21 protein-coding genes and 2 pseudogenes are annotated in these 15,649 nt (G+C 51.3%); 11 read left to right on the plus strand and 12 right to left on the minus strand.

Annotated features, from left to right (window positions below; all coding sequences use genetic code 11):
- Positions 1-243 precede the first annotated feature (243 nt).
- Entirely contained in the window at positions 244-465 is a 222-nt protein-coding gene (locus tag D570_RS08160) for a ClbS/DfsB family four-helix bundle protein (protein WP_018142447.1), read from the plus strand.
- Complete coding sequence (locus D570_RS09505; RefSeq protein WP_018142448.1) at positions 462-689, plus strand: hypothetical protein; 228 nt, start codon at positions 462-464, stop codon at positions 687-689. The genes D570_RS08160 and D570_RS09505 overlap by 4 nt, the downstream gene beginning before the upstream one ends.
- 474 nt (positions 690-1,163) lie before the next feature.
- Here D570_RS09505 and D570_RS0101535 read toward each other — a convergent pair whose 3' ends face one another.
- Complete coding sequence (locus D570_RS0101535; RefSeq protein ID WP_018142449.1) at positions 1,164-1,955, minus strand: hypothetical protein; 792 nt, start codon at positions 1,953-1,955, stop codon at positions 1,164-1,166.
- A 105-nt stretch (positions 1,956-2,060) separates the two neighbouring features.
- The gene (locus D570_RS08170) at positions 2,061-2,366 is read right to left on the minus strand and encodes a hypothetical protein (RefSeq protein WP_169331209.1); all 306 of its coding nucleotides are present in this window, start codon (positions 2,364-2,366) and stop codon (positions 2,061-2,063) included.
- A gap of 203 nt (positions 2,367-2,569) precedes the next feature.
- On the opposite strand from D570_RS08170, the gene D570_RS08850 reads away from it, so the two are divergent.
- Both D570_RS08850 and D570_RS09510 read left to right on the plus strand, forming a co-directional pair.
- Positions 2,570-3,514, plus strand: a complete 945-nt coding sequence (locus tag D570_RS08850; RefSeq protein ID WP_245531839.1) for a recombinase family protein — start codon at positions 2,570-2,572, stop codon at positions 3,512-3,514.
- Between the two features lie 72 nt (positions 3,515-3,586).
- On the plus strand, positions 3,587-3,931 hold the full coding sequence (locus tag D570_RS09510) for a hypothetical protein (RefSeq protein ID WP_018142644.1): 345 nt from the start codon (positions 3,587-3,589) through the stop codon (positions 3,929-3,931).
- A 50-nt stretch (positions 3,932-3,981) separates the two neighbouring features.
- On the opposite strand, the gene D570_RS0101550 is transcribed toward D570_RS09510, so the two are convergent.
- Positions 3,982-4,524: a TetR/AcrR family transcriptional regulator gene (locus tag D570_RS0101550; RefSeq protein ID WP_156812197.1), complete on the minus strand. Its 543-nt coding sequence runs from the start codon at positions 4,522-4,524 to the stop codon at positions 3,982-3,984.
- A gap of 117 nt (positions 4,525-4,641) precedes the next feature.
- Between D570_RS0101550 and D570_RS0101555 the strand changes: the two genes are divergently transcribed.
- The 4 genes from D570_RS0101555 (at position 4,642) to D570_RS09720 (ending at position 7,439) form a co-directional block, all read left to right on the plus strand.
- Positions 4,642-5,595: an alpha/beta hydrolase family protein gene (locus D570_RS0101555; RefSeq protein WP_156812198.1), complete on the plus strand. Its 954-nt coding sequence runs from the start codon at positions 4,642-4,644 to the stop codon at positions 5,593-5,595.
- Positions 5,596-5,597: 2 nt separating this feature from the next.
- Positions 5,598-6,761 (plus strand): pectin acetylesterase-family hydrolase, encoded by a 1,164-nt coding sequence (locus D570_RS0101560; RefSeq protein WP_026181766.1) that lies wholly within the window; start codon positions 5,598-5,600, stop codon positions 6,759-6,761.
- A 188-nt stretch (positions 6,762-6,949) separates the two neighbouring features.
- A complete protein-coding gene (locus D570_RS09515) occupies positions 6,950-7,159 on the plus strand; it encodes a hypothetical protein (protein ID WP_026181767.1) in 210 nt (69 codons plus the stop codon).
- Positions 7,160-7,229: 70 nt separating this feature from the next.
- Entirely contained in the window at positions 7,230-7,439 is a 210-nt protein-coding gene (locus tag D570_RS09720) for a recombinase family protein (protein ID WP_211204874.1), read from the plus strand.
- Here the strand turns inward: D570_RS09720 and D570_RS09580 are convergent.
- The gene (locus D570_RS09580) at positions 7,344-7,670 is read right to left on the minus strand and encodes a hypothetical protein (protein WP_245531844.1); all 327 of its coding nucleotides are present in this window, start codon (positions 7,668-7,670) and stop codon (positions 7,344-7,346) included. The genes D570_RS09720 and D570_RS09580 overlap by 96 nt on opposite strands.
- Here D570_RS09580 and D570_RS09725 point away from each other — a divergent pair.
- Positions 7,656-7,763, plus strand: a pseudogene (locus D570_RS09725) (recombinase family protein); the annotation flags it as partial. The gene D570_RS09580 and the pseudogene D570_RS09725 overlap by 15 nt on opposite strands.
- 75 nt (positions 7,764-7,838) lie before the next feature.
- On the opposite strand, the gene D570_RS09590 reads toward D570_RS09725, so the two are convergent.
- A complete protein-coding gene (locus D570_RS09590; RefSeq protein WP_156812199.1) occupies positions 7,839-8,186 on the minus strand; it encodes a hypothetical protein in 348 nt (115 codons plus the stop codon).
- Between the two features lie 358 nt (positions 8,187-8,544).
- On the opposite strand from D570_RS09590, the gene D570_RS0101580 reads away from it, so the two are divergent.
- Entirely contained in the window at positions 8,545-9,102 is a 558-nt protein-coding gene (locus D570_RS0101580) for a hypothetical protein (protein ID WP_018142650.1), read from the plus strand.
- 93 nt (positions 9,103-9,195) lie between these two features.
- Here D570_RS0101580 and D570_RS0101585 read toward each other — a convergent pair whose 3' ends face one another.
- Positions 9,196-9,996: a DNA alkylation repair protein gene (locus D570_RS0101585; RefSeq protein ID WP_018142651.1), complete on the minus strand. Its 801-nt coding sequence runs from the start codon at positions 9,994-9,996 to the stop codon at positions 9,196-9,198.
- Positions 9,997-10,062: 66 nt separating this feature from the next.
- On the opposite strand from D570_RS0101585, the pseudogene D570_RS09595 reads away from it, so the two are divergent.
- Positions 10,063-10,590, plus strand: a pseudogene (locus D570_RS09595) (ClbS/DfsB family four-helix bundle protein); the annotation flags it as partial.
- Between the two features lie 47 nt (positions 10,591-10,637).
- Here D570_RS09595 and D570_RS0101595 read toward each other — a convergent pair.
- The 6 genes from D570_RS0101595 to D570_RS0101620 form a co-directional block, all read right to left on the minus strand.
- Entirely contained in the window at positions 10,638-11,543 is a 906-nt protein-coding gene (locus tag D570_RS0101595) for an ABC transporter permease (RefSeq protein WP_018142652.1), read from the minus strand.
- Positions 11,540-12,457, minus strand: a complete 918-nt coding sequence (locus D570_RS0101600) for an ABC transporter ATP-binding protein (protein WP_018142653.1) — start codon at positions 12,455-12,457, stop codon at positions 11,540-11,542. Before D570_RS0101600 ends, D570_RS0101595 begins: the two co-directional genes overlap by 4 nt.
- Before the next feature lie 138 nt (positions 12,458-12,595).
- Positions 12,596-13,234, minus strand: coding sequence for a GyrI-like domain-containing protein (locus D570_RS0101605; RefSeq protein ID WP_018142654.1), 639 nt, complete (start codon positions 13,232-13,234; stop codon positions 12,596-12,598).
- Positions 13,235-13,263: 29 nt separating this feature from the next.
- On the minus strand, positions 13,264-14,055 hold the full coding sequence (locus D570_RS0101610) for an ABC transporter permease subunit (RefSeq protein ID WP_018142655.1): 792 nt from the start codon (positions 14,053-14,055) through the stop codon (positions 13,264-13,266).
- The gene (locus D570_RS0101615; RefSeq protein ID WP_018142656.1) at positions 14,055-15,035 is read right to left on the minus strand and encodes an ABC transporter ATP-binding protein; all 981 of its coding nucleotides are present in this window, start codon (positions 15,033-15,035) and stop codon (positions 14,055-14,057) included. The genes D570_RS0101610 and D570_RS0101615 overlap by 1 nt, the downstream gene beginning before the upstream one ends.
- Before the next feature lie 95 nt (positions 15,036-15,130).
- Entirely contained in the window at positions 15,131-15,622 is a 492-nt protein-coding gene (locus tag D570_RS0101620) for a hypothetical protein (protein ID WP_018142657.1), read from the minus strand.
- Between the last annotated feature and the right edge of the window lie 27 nt (positions 15,623-15,649).

The following is a 15,649-nucleotide window of genomic DNA, read 5'->3' on the forward strand; positions in this document are numbered from 1 at the left end:
CCCATTTGGATACAAAGCTCTCAGGACTGAGGGCGGAGGTTCGAATGGGTGTTTTTCGTTGAAATAGCGAGGTTTTGTTCGTAGCTCAGAGCTTCTGAGAGCATCCCGTTTGTGCCGTGGCTGGGCTATAGATGCCTAGGTCATACCCTTTCTACATAGCCAAGATCACTGACATCGGGCTTGCGTTAAAAAGTGCTCGGAGATCTATCTCGGTAGCCCTCTATTGTGAGGGAGGAATATCAGGTGAGATCATATGAATCCGGTGCGGCGTTAGCTGAACAAATTGCTAAGTCTGGCGGCTTGTTTATCGATGAATTTGCGGACATGCCCGAAGGAACTTGGGATTTCCTCGTCTATGGTGTTGACCGTACACCATGTCAGATGATCGCATACCAGCTTGAATGGATGGAACGGGAAACTCAAAATGGTCTGCGTCGGCTGAAGCATATCGGGAGGAGGACGTGAAAAGGCTGGAAGAAGATGCTCAAGCGCTCCCGATAATCTCAGCCTTGAATAAGTGGATTGGCTCTGATCGAAAGGATTGGACAGATCCTGCGGGTGGCGCAGTAGACGTCGCGCATATGAGCGTGACCACTCTGGGCTACATCAATGTTAACCCGTTTGTTCCAGATAAATGGACTGGCTGGGCAAGCGATTTGGCGTCGGCACTCGGCCCGATTCAAGGGTAGTCGACCCGAATCCGGGTTCAAATGCCGTCGCAATCGCTCGGGCGCTCGTTGGCCAAGGGAGGACGACAGGAACCATACCGGACTTCGCGGTTTGACCATCCCCGATAATCTGCCGAACAACTGTAACTACTCCGACCTATGTAGCGACAGGGAGTCAATCAGACTGACTGCGATGCTGAAAGGCTCAAGAGCCGATGACTCGAACCTTCTGTCCCGTACGCTGAGGGGTTACTACAACAATCTCGTTTCGCTATCCCAGCGATTCAAGGCAATCCCGGAGAGCATCGGTGCAAGCGATAAAGGAACCGCAAAAAACAGGCTCTACAAGAACTTGAAGGTCCGTTGGATGACAGGTATGTCGATCTTCTTACAGGTGGCTTCAGGGGTACATACGGCTACTCGGGCGTTAAACCCAGCGAAGAAGTCAAGAAGGCAGCGTGCCAAGCCTTGGCCGAATTCATCTACTGAGGTTGCCTATGGTTTCTGGCTGACATTCCGCATAAGCGATACTATCGTAGCCATTGCAGCATAAAGTCCCCAAGCGCCCATGCAGAAGACCAGGTTTTCCTGCCAGTCGCCGATGTAGACCTCGTGTGTGCGCGCATCGCAATACACCGAGCTCGTTACGGTGAATAGGAATGCCGCGGCCCCGCTAGCAAGAAGTCGTATCCACAGCGACACGAATCGGGGTTGCGGCCATCGACGTGGCGGGTCGGCCGCCAAAAGGACGATACCGACGAAGAACGTGCCCAAAAGGGGAAGAATCATCCAAAGGGTGCCGGCCGCAGACAGACCCGTAGCCGGGATATAGAAAATCCCGAAAGCGATCCCGCCCCATGCCGCGTATGCACGGAGCGCATCCCTTCCCATGCGGGCGGGAACGTCGAGTCGGGCGGAGCGGCCCTTAAGCATGTGTCCTGACACGACAGCGAAGACAACCCAACCCAGACCGAGAGATAGGGACGTTTCAAACCAGTGGCGAGAACCGTAGCGGGCAGAAACGGATACATACGCGACGAGCACGGCGGTCGCGAATCCTGCACCAAGCACTCGGATCAGCCATGATCGCCACTGCGGCGTCTCCCATGCTGATGGTCGATCAATGACAAGGAGAAGCAGCCCGGCCAGAGGTGCAAGCCACAATGAAGGGTTCACCAAGGTGAGTCCGGTAGCGAAGAGCAGATAACCGGGAAATATCGCAAAGCCGAGGATGAACCCTACCCAATACACATAGGTACGAATAAACAGTTTGAAAGACCCAACCACCCGCACCTCACATAGACCCCAGAACCGAAAAGCACGATTATTATACAAACGGGAGGTGACCTATGGCCAAAGACGGAACCCACAGGGGGCGGACGACGCGTACGTTCAGGCGCGAAACCCCAGCCGTTGGTCGAAAAGATGAACGCCGGCAAGGACGCCACCCGCTTGGCCGAGCCGGCATCGTTCGACCCGTTCGACCTGGACGGCGAAGACATCGGCGAAGGCGCGCTTCTGTCGGACGAGGCGATGCCCGAACCCTCCGACTATCTGTCCGCCCACCCCGACCGACTCACCCTCCACTACGCCGACGGCACCGCCACCACCCACGCCCTGGCCGAGGAGAACATCCGGCATGAACCGCACCGTCACCGCGATCCACGCCACCCGGCCGATCGGAAAGCGCACCGCCACCGCGCAGGCGCCCAGCCGTCGGGTCGCCGCCTACGCGCGCGTCCACCGACCTGGAGGAGCAGTAAACCTCCTACGCGGCGCAGATCGATTACTACACGAGCTACATCCACGACCACACCGAGTGGGAGCTGGCGGGCATCTACACCGAGTACATCCGCAGCCGTGATGATTGGGAGTTTGTCGGACTGTATTCTGACGAAGGCATAACCGCTTGTAACGCTTTCAAGCGTGAGGGCTTCAACAAAATGATAGAGGATGCCCTTGCCGGACGCATCGACCTCATCATAACAAAGAGCTTCAGCCGATTTGCAAGGAACACCGTGGACAGCCTCTCCACCATCCGAAAGCTGAAGGACAACGGCTGCGAGTGCTACTTTGAAAAAGAGAACATATGGACAATTGATTCCAAGGGCGAGCTTCTCATCACCATCATGTCGAGCCATGCGCAGGAAGAAAGCCAGAGCATTTCCGAGAACTGCACAGGGGGCTGGTGCAAGCGGTGTGCGGACGGCAAGGTCACGGTTCCTTTTGGACGATTCCTCGGCTACGACCGGGGCGAGGACGGAAACCTTGTGGTCAATGAGGAACAGGCAAAAATCGTCCGCAAAATCTACGGGTACTTCCTGCAAGGACGGTCGCCGTACCAAATCGCCAAGCTGCTCACAGAGGAAAGCATACCGACTCCGGGCGGCAAGAAGGTATGGGGCAAGGCTGTGGTTGCATCCATCCTTACCAACGAGAAATACAAAGGCGATGCCCTTTTGCGGAAGGTTTACATCACGGACTTTCTTACCAAGAAGAAAAAGAAGAACGAGGGCGAGGTTCCGCAGTACTATGTGGAAGGAAACCACAAGGCAATCATCAGCCCTGCGGTATTTGACCAGGTGCAGATTCTGATGCAGGCTCGTGAACCGGGGAAGAATCGCAACAGCTGTGTGAGCATCTTTTCCAGCAAGATAAAGTGTGGGGACTGCGGTTCCTGGTATGGCTCGAAGGTGTGGCGCTCCAACGACAAGTACAGAAATGTCATCTGGCAGTGCAATCACAAGTTTGACGGCGGAGAAAAATGCACCACGCCGCACTTGGATGAAGAAACCATCAAGCAGCTTTTCGTGAAGGCTCTGAACATCCTCGGCAAGGAACGATAACTCATCATCGCAGGATTTGAAGAAATCCGGGATACGGCCTTTTCGACCGAGGCTCTTGAGGCGGAGGTCCAGGTGCTGAACGGCGAGGTAAACACGGTCGCAGAACTGATACAGAAATACATCGATGAGAACGCCCGTGTGGCGCAAGATCAGACTGAATACGAGAAACGCTATGATGCCCTGGTTCAGCGGTTTGACACAGCGAAAGCAAAGCTGGACGAGACACAGGCGGCAATCACCAAGAAACAGGCGCAGCGGCAGATGATGGAAAACTTCATGGAGTTGCTGCGCTCACTGCCGGAGCAGGTCGAGATTTTCGATGATGGAACGTGGTACGCACTCTGCGATTACATCACAGTTTACGACAAGGATGACATCAGAGTGACCTTCCGGAACGGAATGGAGATAGCTGTGTGAAGATCAATAGAAAGAACGCCTCTGAACCATTTGTGACTCGGAGGCGCTTTTTATTGCTGCTGTTTATCTTGACTCTGCAAAAGTGCCATCATTTCTTCTTCCGATTCCTTCATCCCTCGTTTAACCCATTCTTCGATCCAACCAAAAGTACCGTAGGTCAGATAACTCTTAATATATGCCCACAGGTTATCATCAGAAGACTGTGCTCCGTTCTGTTCATTTAGAACTGTAAGGAACAGATGGGAAAGTCCTCTGTGCTTTAAAAGCAGGTAAAACTCGCTGTTTGCCTTGATGTGTCCAAACAGACTCGCATATAGCTCATTATTAGATATTTCGCCATTCTCGTGAAGTTTTGTATCCCATTCGCTGTAAAGTTTTCGCAAATACTGCAGTATCACATCGGTCTTATCGGTGTAATTGCGGTAGAAAGAATTCCTGCTGACCTCAGCTTTGTTTATGATTTCGCTGATAGATATTTCAAACAGCTCTTTCTCGCCGAGGAGTCGGATCGTTGCTTCTGTAATTTGCGCCTTCACAAATGAATTTCTCTCTGCATTTCCCATGATGGTACATTCACCCTTCTTTTGTGCCAATTTTCGTAAACATCTTAATTTTAGTCTTTTGATGGTATAATTGTTCCATCACTTAATACCGCAACGGATGCCTCGTTGTCAAGGTATTGTGAAAAAAATGTTGAGAGGTTATCTGTTATGAGTAATGAAAAAAGGAAAATGAAGACATGGAAAAAGGTTGTGATTGGTTTGATCGCAGTTCCTGTCGCCTTGGCCGCTGTTTTCGGTGCTTGGTATCTCTATTCCGACAATAAGGCAGATATTAAAAATGGATACAATAAAGAGATAGAGACCGGCGGCGAGATTGAAGCAAAATATCTTCTGGGTGGTAATCTCACGGTAAACAAGACAACATTCAAGGAAGAGAATCCCATAAAGAAGGTATCTGTTTTCTATCCGGAGGAGATGGAGAATTCTGATAAAACATATCCGATGATTCTGGTCATGAACGGAACCGGTGGAAAGGCTACCAAATATGAACCGCAGTTTGAGATGTATGCCTCATGGGGCTTTATCGTTGTGGGCACACAGGACAAAGGAACCGGAACCGGTAAGACTACCGTAAAAGTCTTAAACGATATGCTTGTCCTGAACGAAGATGAAGGCAGTCTATTCTATCATAAGATCGATCTTGAGAATATCGGTCTGACTGGTTTCTCACAGGGCGGAGCCGGTGTTTTTAATGTGCTGACCAAGTATGAAGAAGCCAAATATATCAAGACTGCCGTACCGCTTTCACCGGTCAGTGAATATATGACAGCACAGGTTACGGATTATACGTATGATTCATCACTGGTAAAATGCCCTATCCTTATCATGGCCGGCACTGAGGGTGAGTTCGAAATGGATACCGTGATCCCGATCGAGCTGCTGAACGAGCAGTATGACAAGATCACATCACCGAAGGCAATGGCAAGAAGGATCGGCATGACTCACGATCAGATGATGTATTCCGCCGGCGGCTATGTTATGGCATGGTTCAGATGGCAGCTGCAAGGTGACGAAGAAGCCGCCAGAGCATTTATCGGTGACAGCCCTGAACTGTTAAACAATCCTGACTATCAGGGACAGAGGATCGATCTGGAGGAATAGAGGTGAAAGTATTAAAGAAGATCTTGAAAGTAATGGGAATCATATGCCTCGTGCTGCTGATCATTGCCGGATGTGTGATCAAATTCGTGGTGAATTATCCGGAGATCAAGAATGATCCCAAAGTTGGTAAATGGTATCGTGTGTCTGATACTGCAATGAAGGATTCCGAAGGAAACCACTATCATGCCTTGTTTCGCAAAGGGTCCGAAAACAATGTGATGATCTACTTCGCCGGAGGCGGAGTATCCGTAGACGAGGTTAGTGCAAAAGAAGACACTTACAATACCAAAGAGCTCTGGCCGGATCTTTTGGCAAATACGACCATGAATATGGGCGGTATTGCATCCGATGTGGAAGGAAGTCCGTTCAATGACTGGACAATCATACTGTTCCCTTATGCCACCGGAGATTTTCACTCCGGTACCGGTGAGTTCCATTATGTCGATACAGACGGAAAAGACAAGATCCTCTATCATAACGGCTACAACAACTATACCCTGGCTATGAAAGAGATCATGGAGAAAGCAGGAATCGAAAACGCTGATACAGTACTCGTCACAGGCTATTCTGCAGGTGGGTTTGCGACGGCGCTGCTCTCTGATGACATCTATACCAACTACTTCCCAAACGCGGAGAATAAGAATGTGCTGGTCGACGCGTCTTTGATCGAGTATGACGGCTGGAAAGATGTTGCGGAGAATGTCTGGAAAACTCCAAAGGAAATATCAGACAAACTCACGACAAACAATCTGACTATGGATAGTCTTAAGGCATTGCATGAAAAATACGGTGATGGTATTCATCTGATGTTTGACTGTTCCACAAGAGATGGCGATCTGGCCAAAGTACAGCATTCTCTGCAAAACGGATTATCCATGCAGAATGATGTGGACGAATCTCAGGGAGATGAATTCCAGGAGACTTTAAAACGGAATATCCCGTTATTCAAGGAAGCTGGTGTGAGTCTCTTCATCTTTGACGGTGTAGGCTGGTATGACGATCCCAGAAATCTTACTGCTCATACGATCATTGCTACACCGGCTGTCTGGCTTTCCTTTGAAGAACAGAAACAGTCTGTGGCAGGATGGTTGCAGGATGCAATTAATGGAGAACTGAAGGATTACGGACTTAACCTGGTCAACAAAGAATACGAAAAGACAGAATAACAAAGATTGCCTCTGAATCATTATGGTTCGGAGGCTTTTTTCTTACCCTGTCTATGGAAAGGTTAAAATTTTGAACCCGTCCGACCAAAAATGAACCCGTCAGAATGTAAAATTGTATCAAAGATGGCTTTTAGATAGACGAAGGCGTCACCGGCACCTCCACCAAGCACCGCGACGGTTTCCAAACCATGATCCGCCATGCACTGCAGGGACGCATCGACCTGATCATCGCGAAAAACGTGTCGCGTGACGCGTTTCGCCCGCAACACCGTCGACTCCCTGACACCGTGCGCGCCTTGAAGGACAAAGGTGTGGAGGCGTTCTTCGAGAAGGAGAACATCTGGACCCTGGACTACAAAGGCGAACTGCTCATCACCATCATGAGCTCCCTGGCCTAGGAGGAATCCAGCTCCATCAGCGAAACGTTACCTGGGGCACCGCAAACACTTCGCCGACGGCAAGCTCCTCATGCCCTACTCAAACTTCCTGGGATACCGCAAAGGCCCTGACGGCCAGCCCGAGATCGACCCCGGCCAGACCAAGGTCGTACGGCGCATCTACGCCGACTTCCTCACCGGGCATTCACCCAAGACGATCGCCAAGACGCTCACGCTTGAGGGCGTGCCCACACCACGGGCAAGCGCGTGTGGTCCACCACGACCATTCGGTCGATCCTGACCAACGAGAATATAAGGGTGACGCCCTGCTGCAACAGACTTTCACCGTGGACTTCCTCGCCAAACGCACCAAATCCAACGAAGGGAAATACCCCAGTACCACGTCACCGCCAGCCATGAGGCGATCATCGACCCCGACACGTGGGACATCGTCCAAACCGAACTCGCCAGACGCCAAACCAAGGGCGCATCCACCACCCACCCCTTCGCCTCGCACATCAAGTGCGGCCAATGTGGGGGATGGTATGGGTGCAAAACCTGGCACTCAAACAGCAAATACGCTCGGCACATCTGGCGGTGCAACAACAAATACGAGCGCCATACCTCCTTCATCGCACCACACCTGAGCGAAGACGCCATCCGTGACGCCTTCACCCAAGACATAGCCAGTCTCGCTCCGTCACCCAGCCAGCAGGTGCTGGACGAAGCCATCAAGACGACCTGCGACATCAGCGGCGAAGAACGCAAACTCACGCAGCTGCAGGTTCAGCACGACGCGTTGGTCACTCGCATGAACCAGGCCGTGGCCACCAACGCCCACAACACACAAGACCAAGACGACTACATGCAATCCTTCGCTGAGCGCGAAAAGAAATATCAGCAGCAGACCCATCGCATCGAACAGGTCGAGGCGCAGATCGAATAGAAGAACCACCGGGCAATCCAGATCCGCCAGATCCACCGGTACCGCAGCCAGCACCCCAGCATCGAATACAGCGACGATGCCTGGGCAACCCTCATCGACCATGCCACCATCAACACCGACGGAACCATCACCTTCACGCTCAAAGACGGCCGCACCCTGCCCGCAAACTGACACCACGCAGAGTGACTTGTCTTGGCCGTCTCTGGATCGTCTCGTCGAGCCTTTACCCTGGGATTCTCTGATCCAGTCTCAGGCGTCATCACCCTGACCGAGTTACTGTTCCTAGCAGTGTTCCTGCAACATCAACAAGAGGGTGAGATCCTACAAGTGTACAGGGCTCAACCAGGGCGATACACGTCGCTGAATTCAAGGATGACGTCGACCTATACAAGCTAGTTAAAGACTCTGCCCCTCCGTTCATTCCGGATGGTACTGTCACTGAGAAGCCTAGAATTGAGGCATGGATATTGCATCGTGGGTTTCGGCTGCAGCTGCCGTGATCTCAATAGCTGGTGGCGGCTTTTCGTACTATCGGTCGAACCTGTCGAAGAAAGCGAAAACCGAAGCAGAAGAAGAGCACAGACAAGCGAACCTAGCCGAACAACGCGCGGCTAAGGCAGTGCAGACCGCTGAAAGCCTCCTGGGTGCTGTACAACAGCAGGTCGAGGTTCTCCAACAAGAGTTGCCCGCAATTGCGGAGGCGGTTGAAAAGTCCGGAGCCGACCTCCACAACACCCTCGCATCAGGCAACACTGCGCTGCACCCGCGAATCGAATGGGTTAAAGGCATCCAGTACGCGATCGTTAACCCCTGCGCTACCGCCCTCCGAATTGAGTCTGTCCGTAACAGAGACGCGTTCCTCCGGCTGAGCTTAGAAGACTCTTTCGAGGTACCCCCATTGTCTCGAAAGACGTTTACGGCAGGTGGAGCGATGCAACGTCCTCTCCCAGACAATCTGGTCCTTGATGAGATCGGTGCAGACGAACCCGTCTACCTAGCGATCCCACCGAAACGATGAGGTGATTCGCCAACACGGCAAGTTGCACCCACCACGCCCAGTTCTGCACCCACCCAGGGTCTTGTATCAAAATGGGTCACTAAGCATCCACTTTTATTTTTCTTTTTCAATATTTACTGATTTCATCATTTTCGCACGCTGTGTCAATTCTGCACGTTTCGCCTTAGCCCAATTTAGATTTTCAGCAGACGTTCTGCGTGACTCGATAATTTTGCGCACAGCCAGACGGTGTGTGTCCAACTGTAAGCGCCCGTTTTCCTCCAGATAAGGTCGTGTTTCCTGCTCATATTTATCGAAGGCAGTGGCGAAATACCAGCCCACGGCAATGGAGACATAGTAGTCCGGGTGCCGCACTGATGCCACCCATTCGAGCTGTTCCGGCGCAAAATGGCCTTTGTGCAAAGCCTGGAGGAGCACAAGTACACCAGCACGGACTGTATAAGTGTGCGCCACAGCATCTGTGTTTCCTCCGCATGAGCTTCCGAGCCAATCATGACCAGCACAAATAATCTTCTCCGCAGCCTCACTGCCCAGACTGCGCTTCCCATGCAGAAGCACCGGATCGAAGGAATCCGTAACCATCCAATTGTCGATATAGGGCAAGAACTCCTCGCATGCCTCACGCCACTGATCAGCATTTTTCAGCGCATTCAGCGTGTGAACGTGCACCATATCGAGCTCCACATAGGGATGCGGAGTCGATGCGCGAAATGCGGCGGCGCTAATCGGCAGTTTCCCGGCAAGTAGCAACCGTGAGACAGTCTTCATATCTGCACTTTTTACGCCCAGAAAACGCCCCGAATCGACCGTCGGCGCTAATTTTGCGCTAAATGCGGCCGTTTTTGCGGTAGCGTAATCGTGTAAAACATTCATAAGCACCTCATTTGCATCCATAACTACTCCCCTTCCATCCGCGGCTTTTCAGACACAGCCAGACACGTTCCATACATATCTATTACGATGGTACAAGACAGGGAACGTGCAAGGAGGTACTGCTTCGTGAAATCGTATGAATCCGGTGCAGATCTCGCTGTGCACATTGAGAAAACCAGCCAATTATTTATCCATGAATTTGAGGATATCTCCAAAGAAGACTGGGATTCTTTCGTAGAAGGTGTGGATCGCACGCCTCGGCAGATGATTGCCTATCAACTCGGCTGGATGGACTTACTCCTCGGCTGGGAGCGTGACGAGCAAGCAGGAAAAGACGTTGCTACACCTGCTGAAGGATATAAATGGAATCAGCTAGGCCGCTTGTATGAGTCCTTTTATAAGCGTTGGGAAACGGCTACGGCTGAGGAATTAACGCAGCAATTCCACAGCTTGGTCATACAGGTCATGCAGCTCGTACACGCACTCAGCAAAGAGGAGCTCTTCCAACCACATCAGCGCGCTTGGGCCTCCTCCACCCCGTCCGCGTGGCCGGTATGGAAGTGGATACACATCAATACAGTTGCTCCGTTTACTTCCTTTCGTTCACAAATAAGAAAATGGAAGAAAGCGGTAGTATCAGCCGAAAAACCACTAGTTTGGCTTCATCTACGCTTGCGCAAGGTGGCGCATCTACTGAGCACCACGTACACAAGAATCAGAACGATAATGCTCACCACCATAATCGTGTACATCGTGCCCATCTGCACCTGTTTGCCGAAGAAATAAAGGTTGCAGTCTGCCGCATCCCGCATGGCTTTGACCGCTTCTTCGGGCAAACCGTCCGAGGCTAGCTCGCGGAAAGCACCACCCATGGCATGATTGCGCACAAGGCTGGTGCCGTACGTGCCGGGCAGGAAGGACAATGCCTTTTGCAGTCCCGAACTAAAGCTGGAGATAGGCATATACGCACCACACACGAAGCCGTATCCGGCGCTGACCAAGGTGCCCATAGCTGAGGCCTGCCCATCCGTGCTGAGTAAACAATTGATACAGCAGGATATGGCGGTGCCAAACATACTCAGCAAAAACACATCTAGGGCGAGAAGTGCCACCTCACTCGCGCTGATATACCACCCCACGGTGGCTAAATATCCCAAGCAGACGGCGAGCGCGATGCCGTTGACTATCAATGTGGACAGCAAGGTGGACAGATAATATGCAATGCTCAGCGTGCTTTCGCGCACCGGCGCCATGGTCAGGTCCTTGCGCGCACCGTTCACTTTGTCGTGAATCATAAGCAGATTAGAACAGAAGGCTACGGTCACACAGCTGACTGCAAGCAGCGATGACACAAGTTGTCCGCCGACAAGCCCGTTGAGCAGTTTGTCACTGATAGTCATGCCTGCGGCGCTAAAGGCTGCTGTGAAAGAGTTTTCAAATACGCGTTTGAGAAAGGTGGCGTACAAAACGAGCAGGATGATGGGTGTCATCATGGAGGAGATAAACATGCCGCGATCTTTGAAGTACAGTTTGGTGTTTCGCCACACAAGTATGCGTAATGCTGTCATCGTACATCACTTCCCACTAGTTTCTTGCCGGTGGCTGCGAGAAAGACGTCGTCCATCTTGCCTTTGGTAATTTCGTAGTCTGTAAATAACTGCGGCCATGTCACGATGAGCTCAGTAGCTGCAGCTGTGTTGGGGACGGCTATGCGGAAGGAATCTTTCAGCGTGTCAAAAGGCAAACCCAGTTGTGCTACTGCGGATGCTTCTACCCCGTACAGCGTAATGAAATCTCCGGTATATCTGTTTTTAAGTTCGAGTGGCGTGCCTTCTGCCGTGATTTGGCCGCTGTCTAGGATGACCACATAGTCCGCGTCTGCGGCTTCTTCCATATAATGCGTGGTGAGAAAGACGGTGAGTCCGCTCGTTCGACGCAGTTCGTCGATAACCGACCAGAGTAATTGTCTTGTCTGAGGATCTAAGCCGGTGGTGGGTTCATCGAGGATTAATATGCGTGGGTGGTGAAGCAATGCACGTGCTATGTCGATGCGACGTCGTTGCCCTCCGGAAAGCTTCCCCACTGCCCGCTTAAGCAGATTTTCAAATCCCAGAATATCCGCAAGCTCCGCCAGTCTGTTTTCGAATTGCGCGCCGTATATCCCGTACAGTGCTGCTCTACTGACGAGGTTATCGTGCACGGTTAATTCTTTGTCCAGTACAGAGTTTTGGAAAACAACCCCGAGCTGACGGCGAATTAAATCCGGCTCCGCGTCTAGGTTGGTACCGCAAATTTCCACCGTTCCTGAGTCTTTGGATAATTGACCGCACATAATGTTGATGACGGTGGATTTGCCTGCACCATTCACACCGAGGAAGGAGAAGAGCTCGCCTTCGTTGACGTGAAAACTAAGATCGTTGACGGCCTTCACATCCCCAAAGGATTTGTACAGGTGAGAAATATTCATAATCTGGTTGGTCACTCGGGGCCTCCTTCTATGCAGACCGTCATGGAGAGTAAACCAGCAAAACCGTGTAATCAACGCCTTTGCCTATCTCCAGCTTATCAGTAGGATTGTGTCCACGTGCCGAGCTGACCGCCTAGACGTTGATAACGCTGATTATCCGCGTTGCTGTACTATCGGATGTCGTGTCACCGTTTTGAGCTTGTCTGGAGTCACCTTGCGCACATCACTGAGATAGATTTCATGATGCATGCGTTTCTCTGTGATGTCTAACGTATAACCGTGCTCCTGCATATACGCGTGCATGCGTTCAACGGTGGCAGGTTCATCATCATACGGCCCCCTATGCATGCACTGCACGCAGAGTCCTTCGTCATAGCTGAAAAATTCGACTGCTGAAAAGTCTATTTTCTTTTTCTGCATCGCCTGCTCCACCGCCCATTGGACATGATCCGCTCTTACAAAATCTGGTAATCGTATGGCGGAAATCCATTCGAACCTTTCTTTGTGCGTATAATCCACGCCTTGCACGCTCTCCTGCCACCAAAAACCTTCCAGAGGCGGCACTACATAGTCAAAGTATCCAGGAATTGTATACTCTGTATTTTTACTCATTCTCAGCGTATAGGCCACGCCATAGAGCAAGGTTATGGAGCGCTGATACGCCCCATCTGTCACGTTTGGATCTCCTGAACCGCGCACGGCAAGGTAGTTCATCCGAGGGACGGTTACTAGAGTCGGCTTCAGAGGAGGCATATATAATTCTTTGAATTCTTTTTTAAAATCAAAAGCCACGAATGTCCCTTCCCACGAAAACACGACACCTAATTATCAAGATCACGTGTATTTATAGCAATAAGACCTATGACGATAAAAAGTATGGAAACACCCAGCGTAATTGCTAGGCCTGTGAGCTGCCATCCATGAATCAGCGGCGTATTTTTATATACCCAAGAAATGGGCGACACGTCTTGCAACCAGTCGTAAGAATCTGCTGAACGTCCAATCATATTCAGGGCATATGCGAGAACGATGATAAAAGCGCCTGCGCCTATCGACCACTGCCGCACGCCTGTCACACTGCCTATTGCGAGGGAAATACTCGAGGCAAGAACGCCGAGTGCTAGAAACGCACACATTTGCGCAGGCACATTGTCGAACTGCAAAGACAGCTCCGCAGGCTCGTTAATGACAAACAAACTCAGAGCAATAATCAGCCCGACGATGAGGAAACGGACAATAATGCCTAGTAATCGTCCGCAGAAATAGGCTGTGCGAGACACGCCTCGAGAAAGAGTCAGCTCGAGGAATCCGCTCTCCTGCGCGCCTGCCACGGCAGCGCTTCCCCACGATACCGCGGCTCCCACGAGGAGGAACAAACCTAGCAGTGAGAAGAACGTGGAATGCACCCAACCAGCGCCACTGGTAATATCCGTAAATCCAAGAGCCTCTACAAGACCTTGTGGCAGTTGTTGGAGTAATTCACTCATGCCATCGCCCATACCCATAGAGGGGTAAAACGCACTATATAAAACGAGCACGCCCACGAGAGCAGCACACCACACCAGCAATGCATGCCAGCCACGCAACAGATCATATCGCAAAACCGCAAACATTATTTGCGCGCCTCCTGAGCCTCATAGAAATGAAGAACAGACTCCTCTAAGGATGGTTCACTTATGAGAAGATCACGGACATCAAACTGAGAAAGAGCGTGAATGATCTGGTTTGCTTGACCTTCGACGTCGCCTTCAATCATCACCGAATCCTCAGCCGGACTTGCTGCCACCTTCAGGCCTGCGCTGGCTAGGGCAATCCGCACATTGCCTATTTCAGCTCCCATCAGACGAGCGCTCAGATGTCGTCGTGTGGATTCGCGTAGCTGTGCGATGGTTGCTTCTCTCACCAGTCGTCCTTTATACATCACCGCTGCCCTATCGGCAATATGCTCCAGCTCAGAAAGGATATGAGAAGACAGCAACACCGTAGCACCGTCCCGATTGGCACGCAGCACGAGATTAAGAAAATTCTGCTGCAACACTGGATCGAGGCCTGAAGTGGGTTCGTCTAAAATCAGCAGTTCGGGACTGTGCATAAAGGCTTGAATAATACCAATTTTCTGTTTATTGCCCTTGGAGAGCGTGCCCACTCGGCGTTTTAAGTCAATATCGAATTCCTTCGCCAGCGAGCGCGCATATTTGCGTGCTTGTCGTGGATGTTTGCTCAACCCTGCCCAATAGTTGATGAGGCTGTGACCACTCACATTCGGATCGAGCCGCAACTCACCCGGCAAATAACCGATTTGTGTACGCAATGTAGCCGATGCTGTGCGCACATTGTGCCCCAGCACGGATACCTCACCGGAGGTGGGTCTAAGAAAGTCGAGAAGTGTGCGCATAAAGGTGGTTTTTCCCGCTCCATTTGGGCCAATAAGACCGAAAATCGTGCCCGTTTCGACCTGAAGACTAAAGTTGGAAAGCGCAGTGACATCACCAAAACGTTTAACAATATTGCGGGCATCGATGGCGTATTCGCGCGACTTTGCTTCTGTCCGCGCTTGTGATTGATTGTATGCCTGTGTCTGCTCCTGTGTCATAACTCCAGCCTCCATCCCATGCACCACCGATAGTACACCACGAAAGGCAAACATGCGCACGAACGAAGCTTAATTCCTCAGCAGTCTGGAGATATTTACCACAGTCCTCTCGACCAAGCGAATAAGAGCACAAGCATCGACATAACATAGCAAATCGTGGTCAGAGCGCTTGTGAAACTAAAACTCGAGTGAGACGGTATCGCCCTGCGTTGTGGGATATGAGGATGCCGTGGACTATGCGGGCTCGAAGATGACGAGGTCGCATACGCTGATTGTGGTACGGCATATCTCGATTCATCGTCTGAGGCATGCTTGTGCTGAGGGTCATCACTTTCCAAGCCTTGATCATAGCCATAGTAGCCCTGGCTATACGATGCATTGCCTTGTGAATACTCTTGGCTATATGGAGCGTACGTATCCTGCTCAGAATGCGCGTGGACAACTGGGTTGTACTGTATTGATGCGAACTGTGCAGATTCTTCATTCTCCTGCTGTGGAGGTACCGCCAGTATCGGCCCGGTAGGAGACGTACTTGCATTGTTATGAGTGCCCTTCTGTGCAAAATCCTGTGTGAAATCCTGTGACATCCTCGTCTCCTGCCCTTGTTCCTTTAG

This window comes from Alloscardovia criceti DSM 17774 (genome assembly GCF_000376885.1).
Taxonomy (GTDB): domain Bacteria; phylum Actinomycetota; class Actinomycetes; order Actinomycetales; family Bifidobacteriaceae; genus Alloscardovia; species Alloscardovia criceti.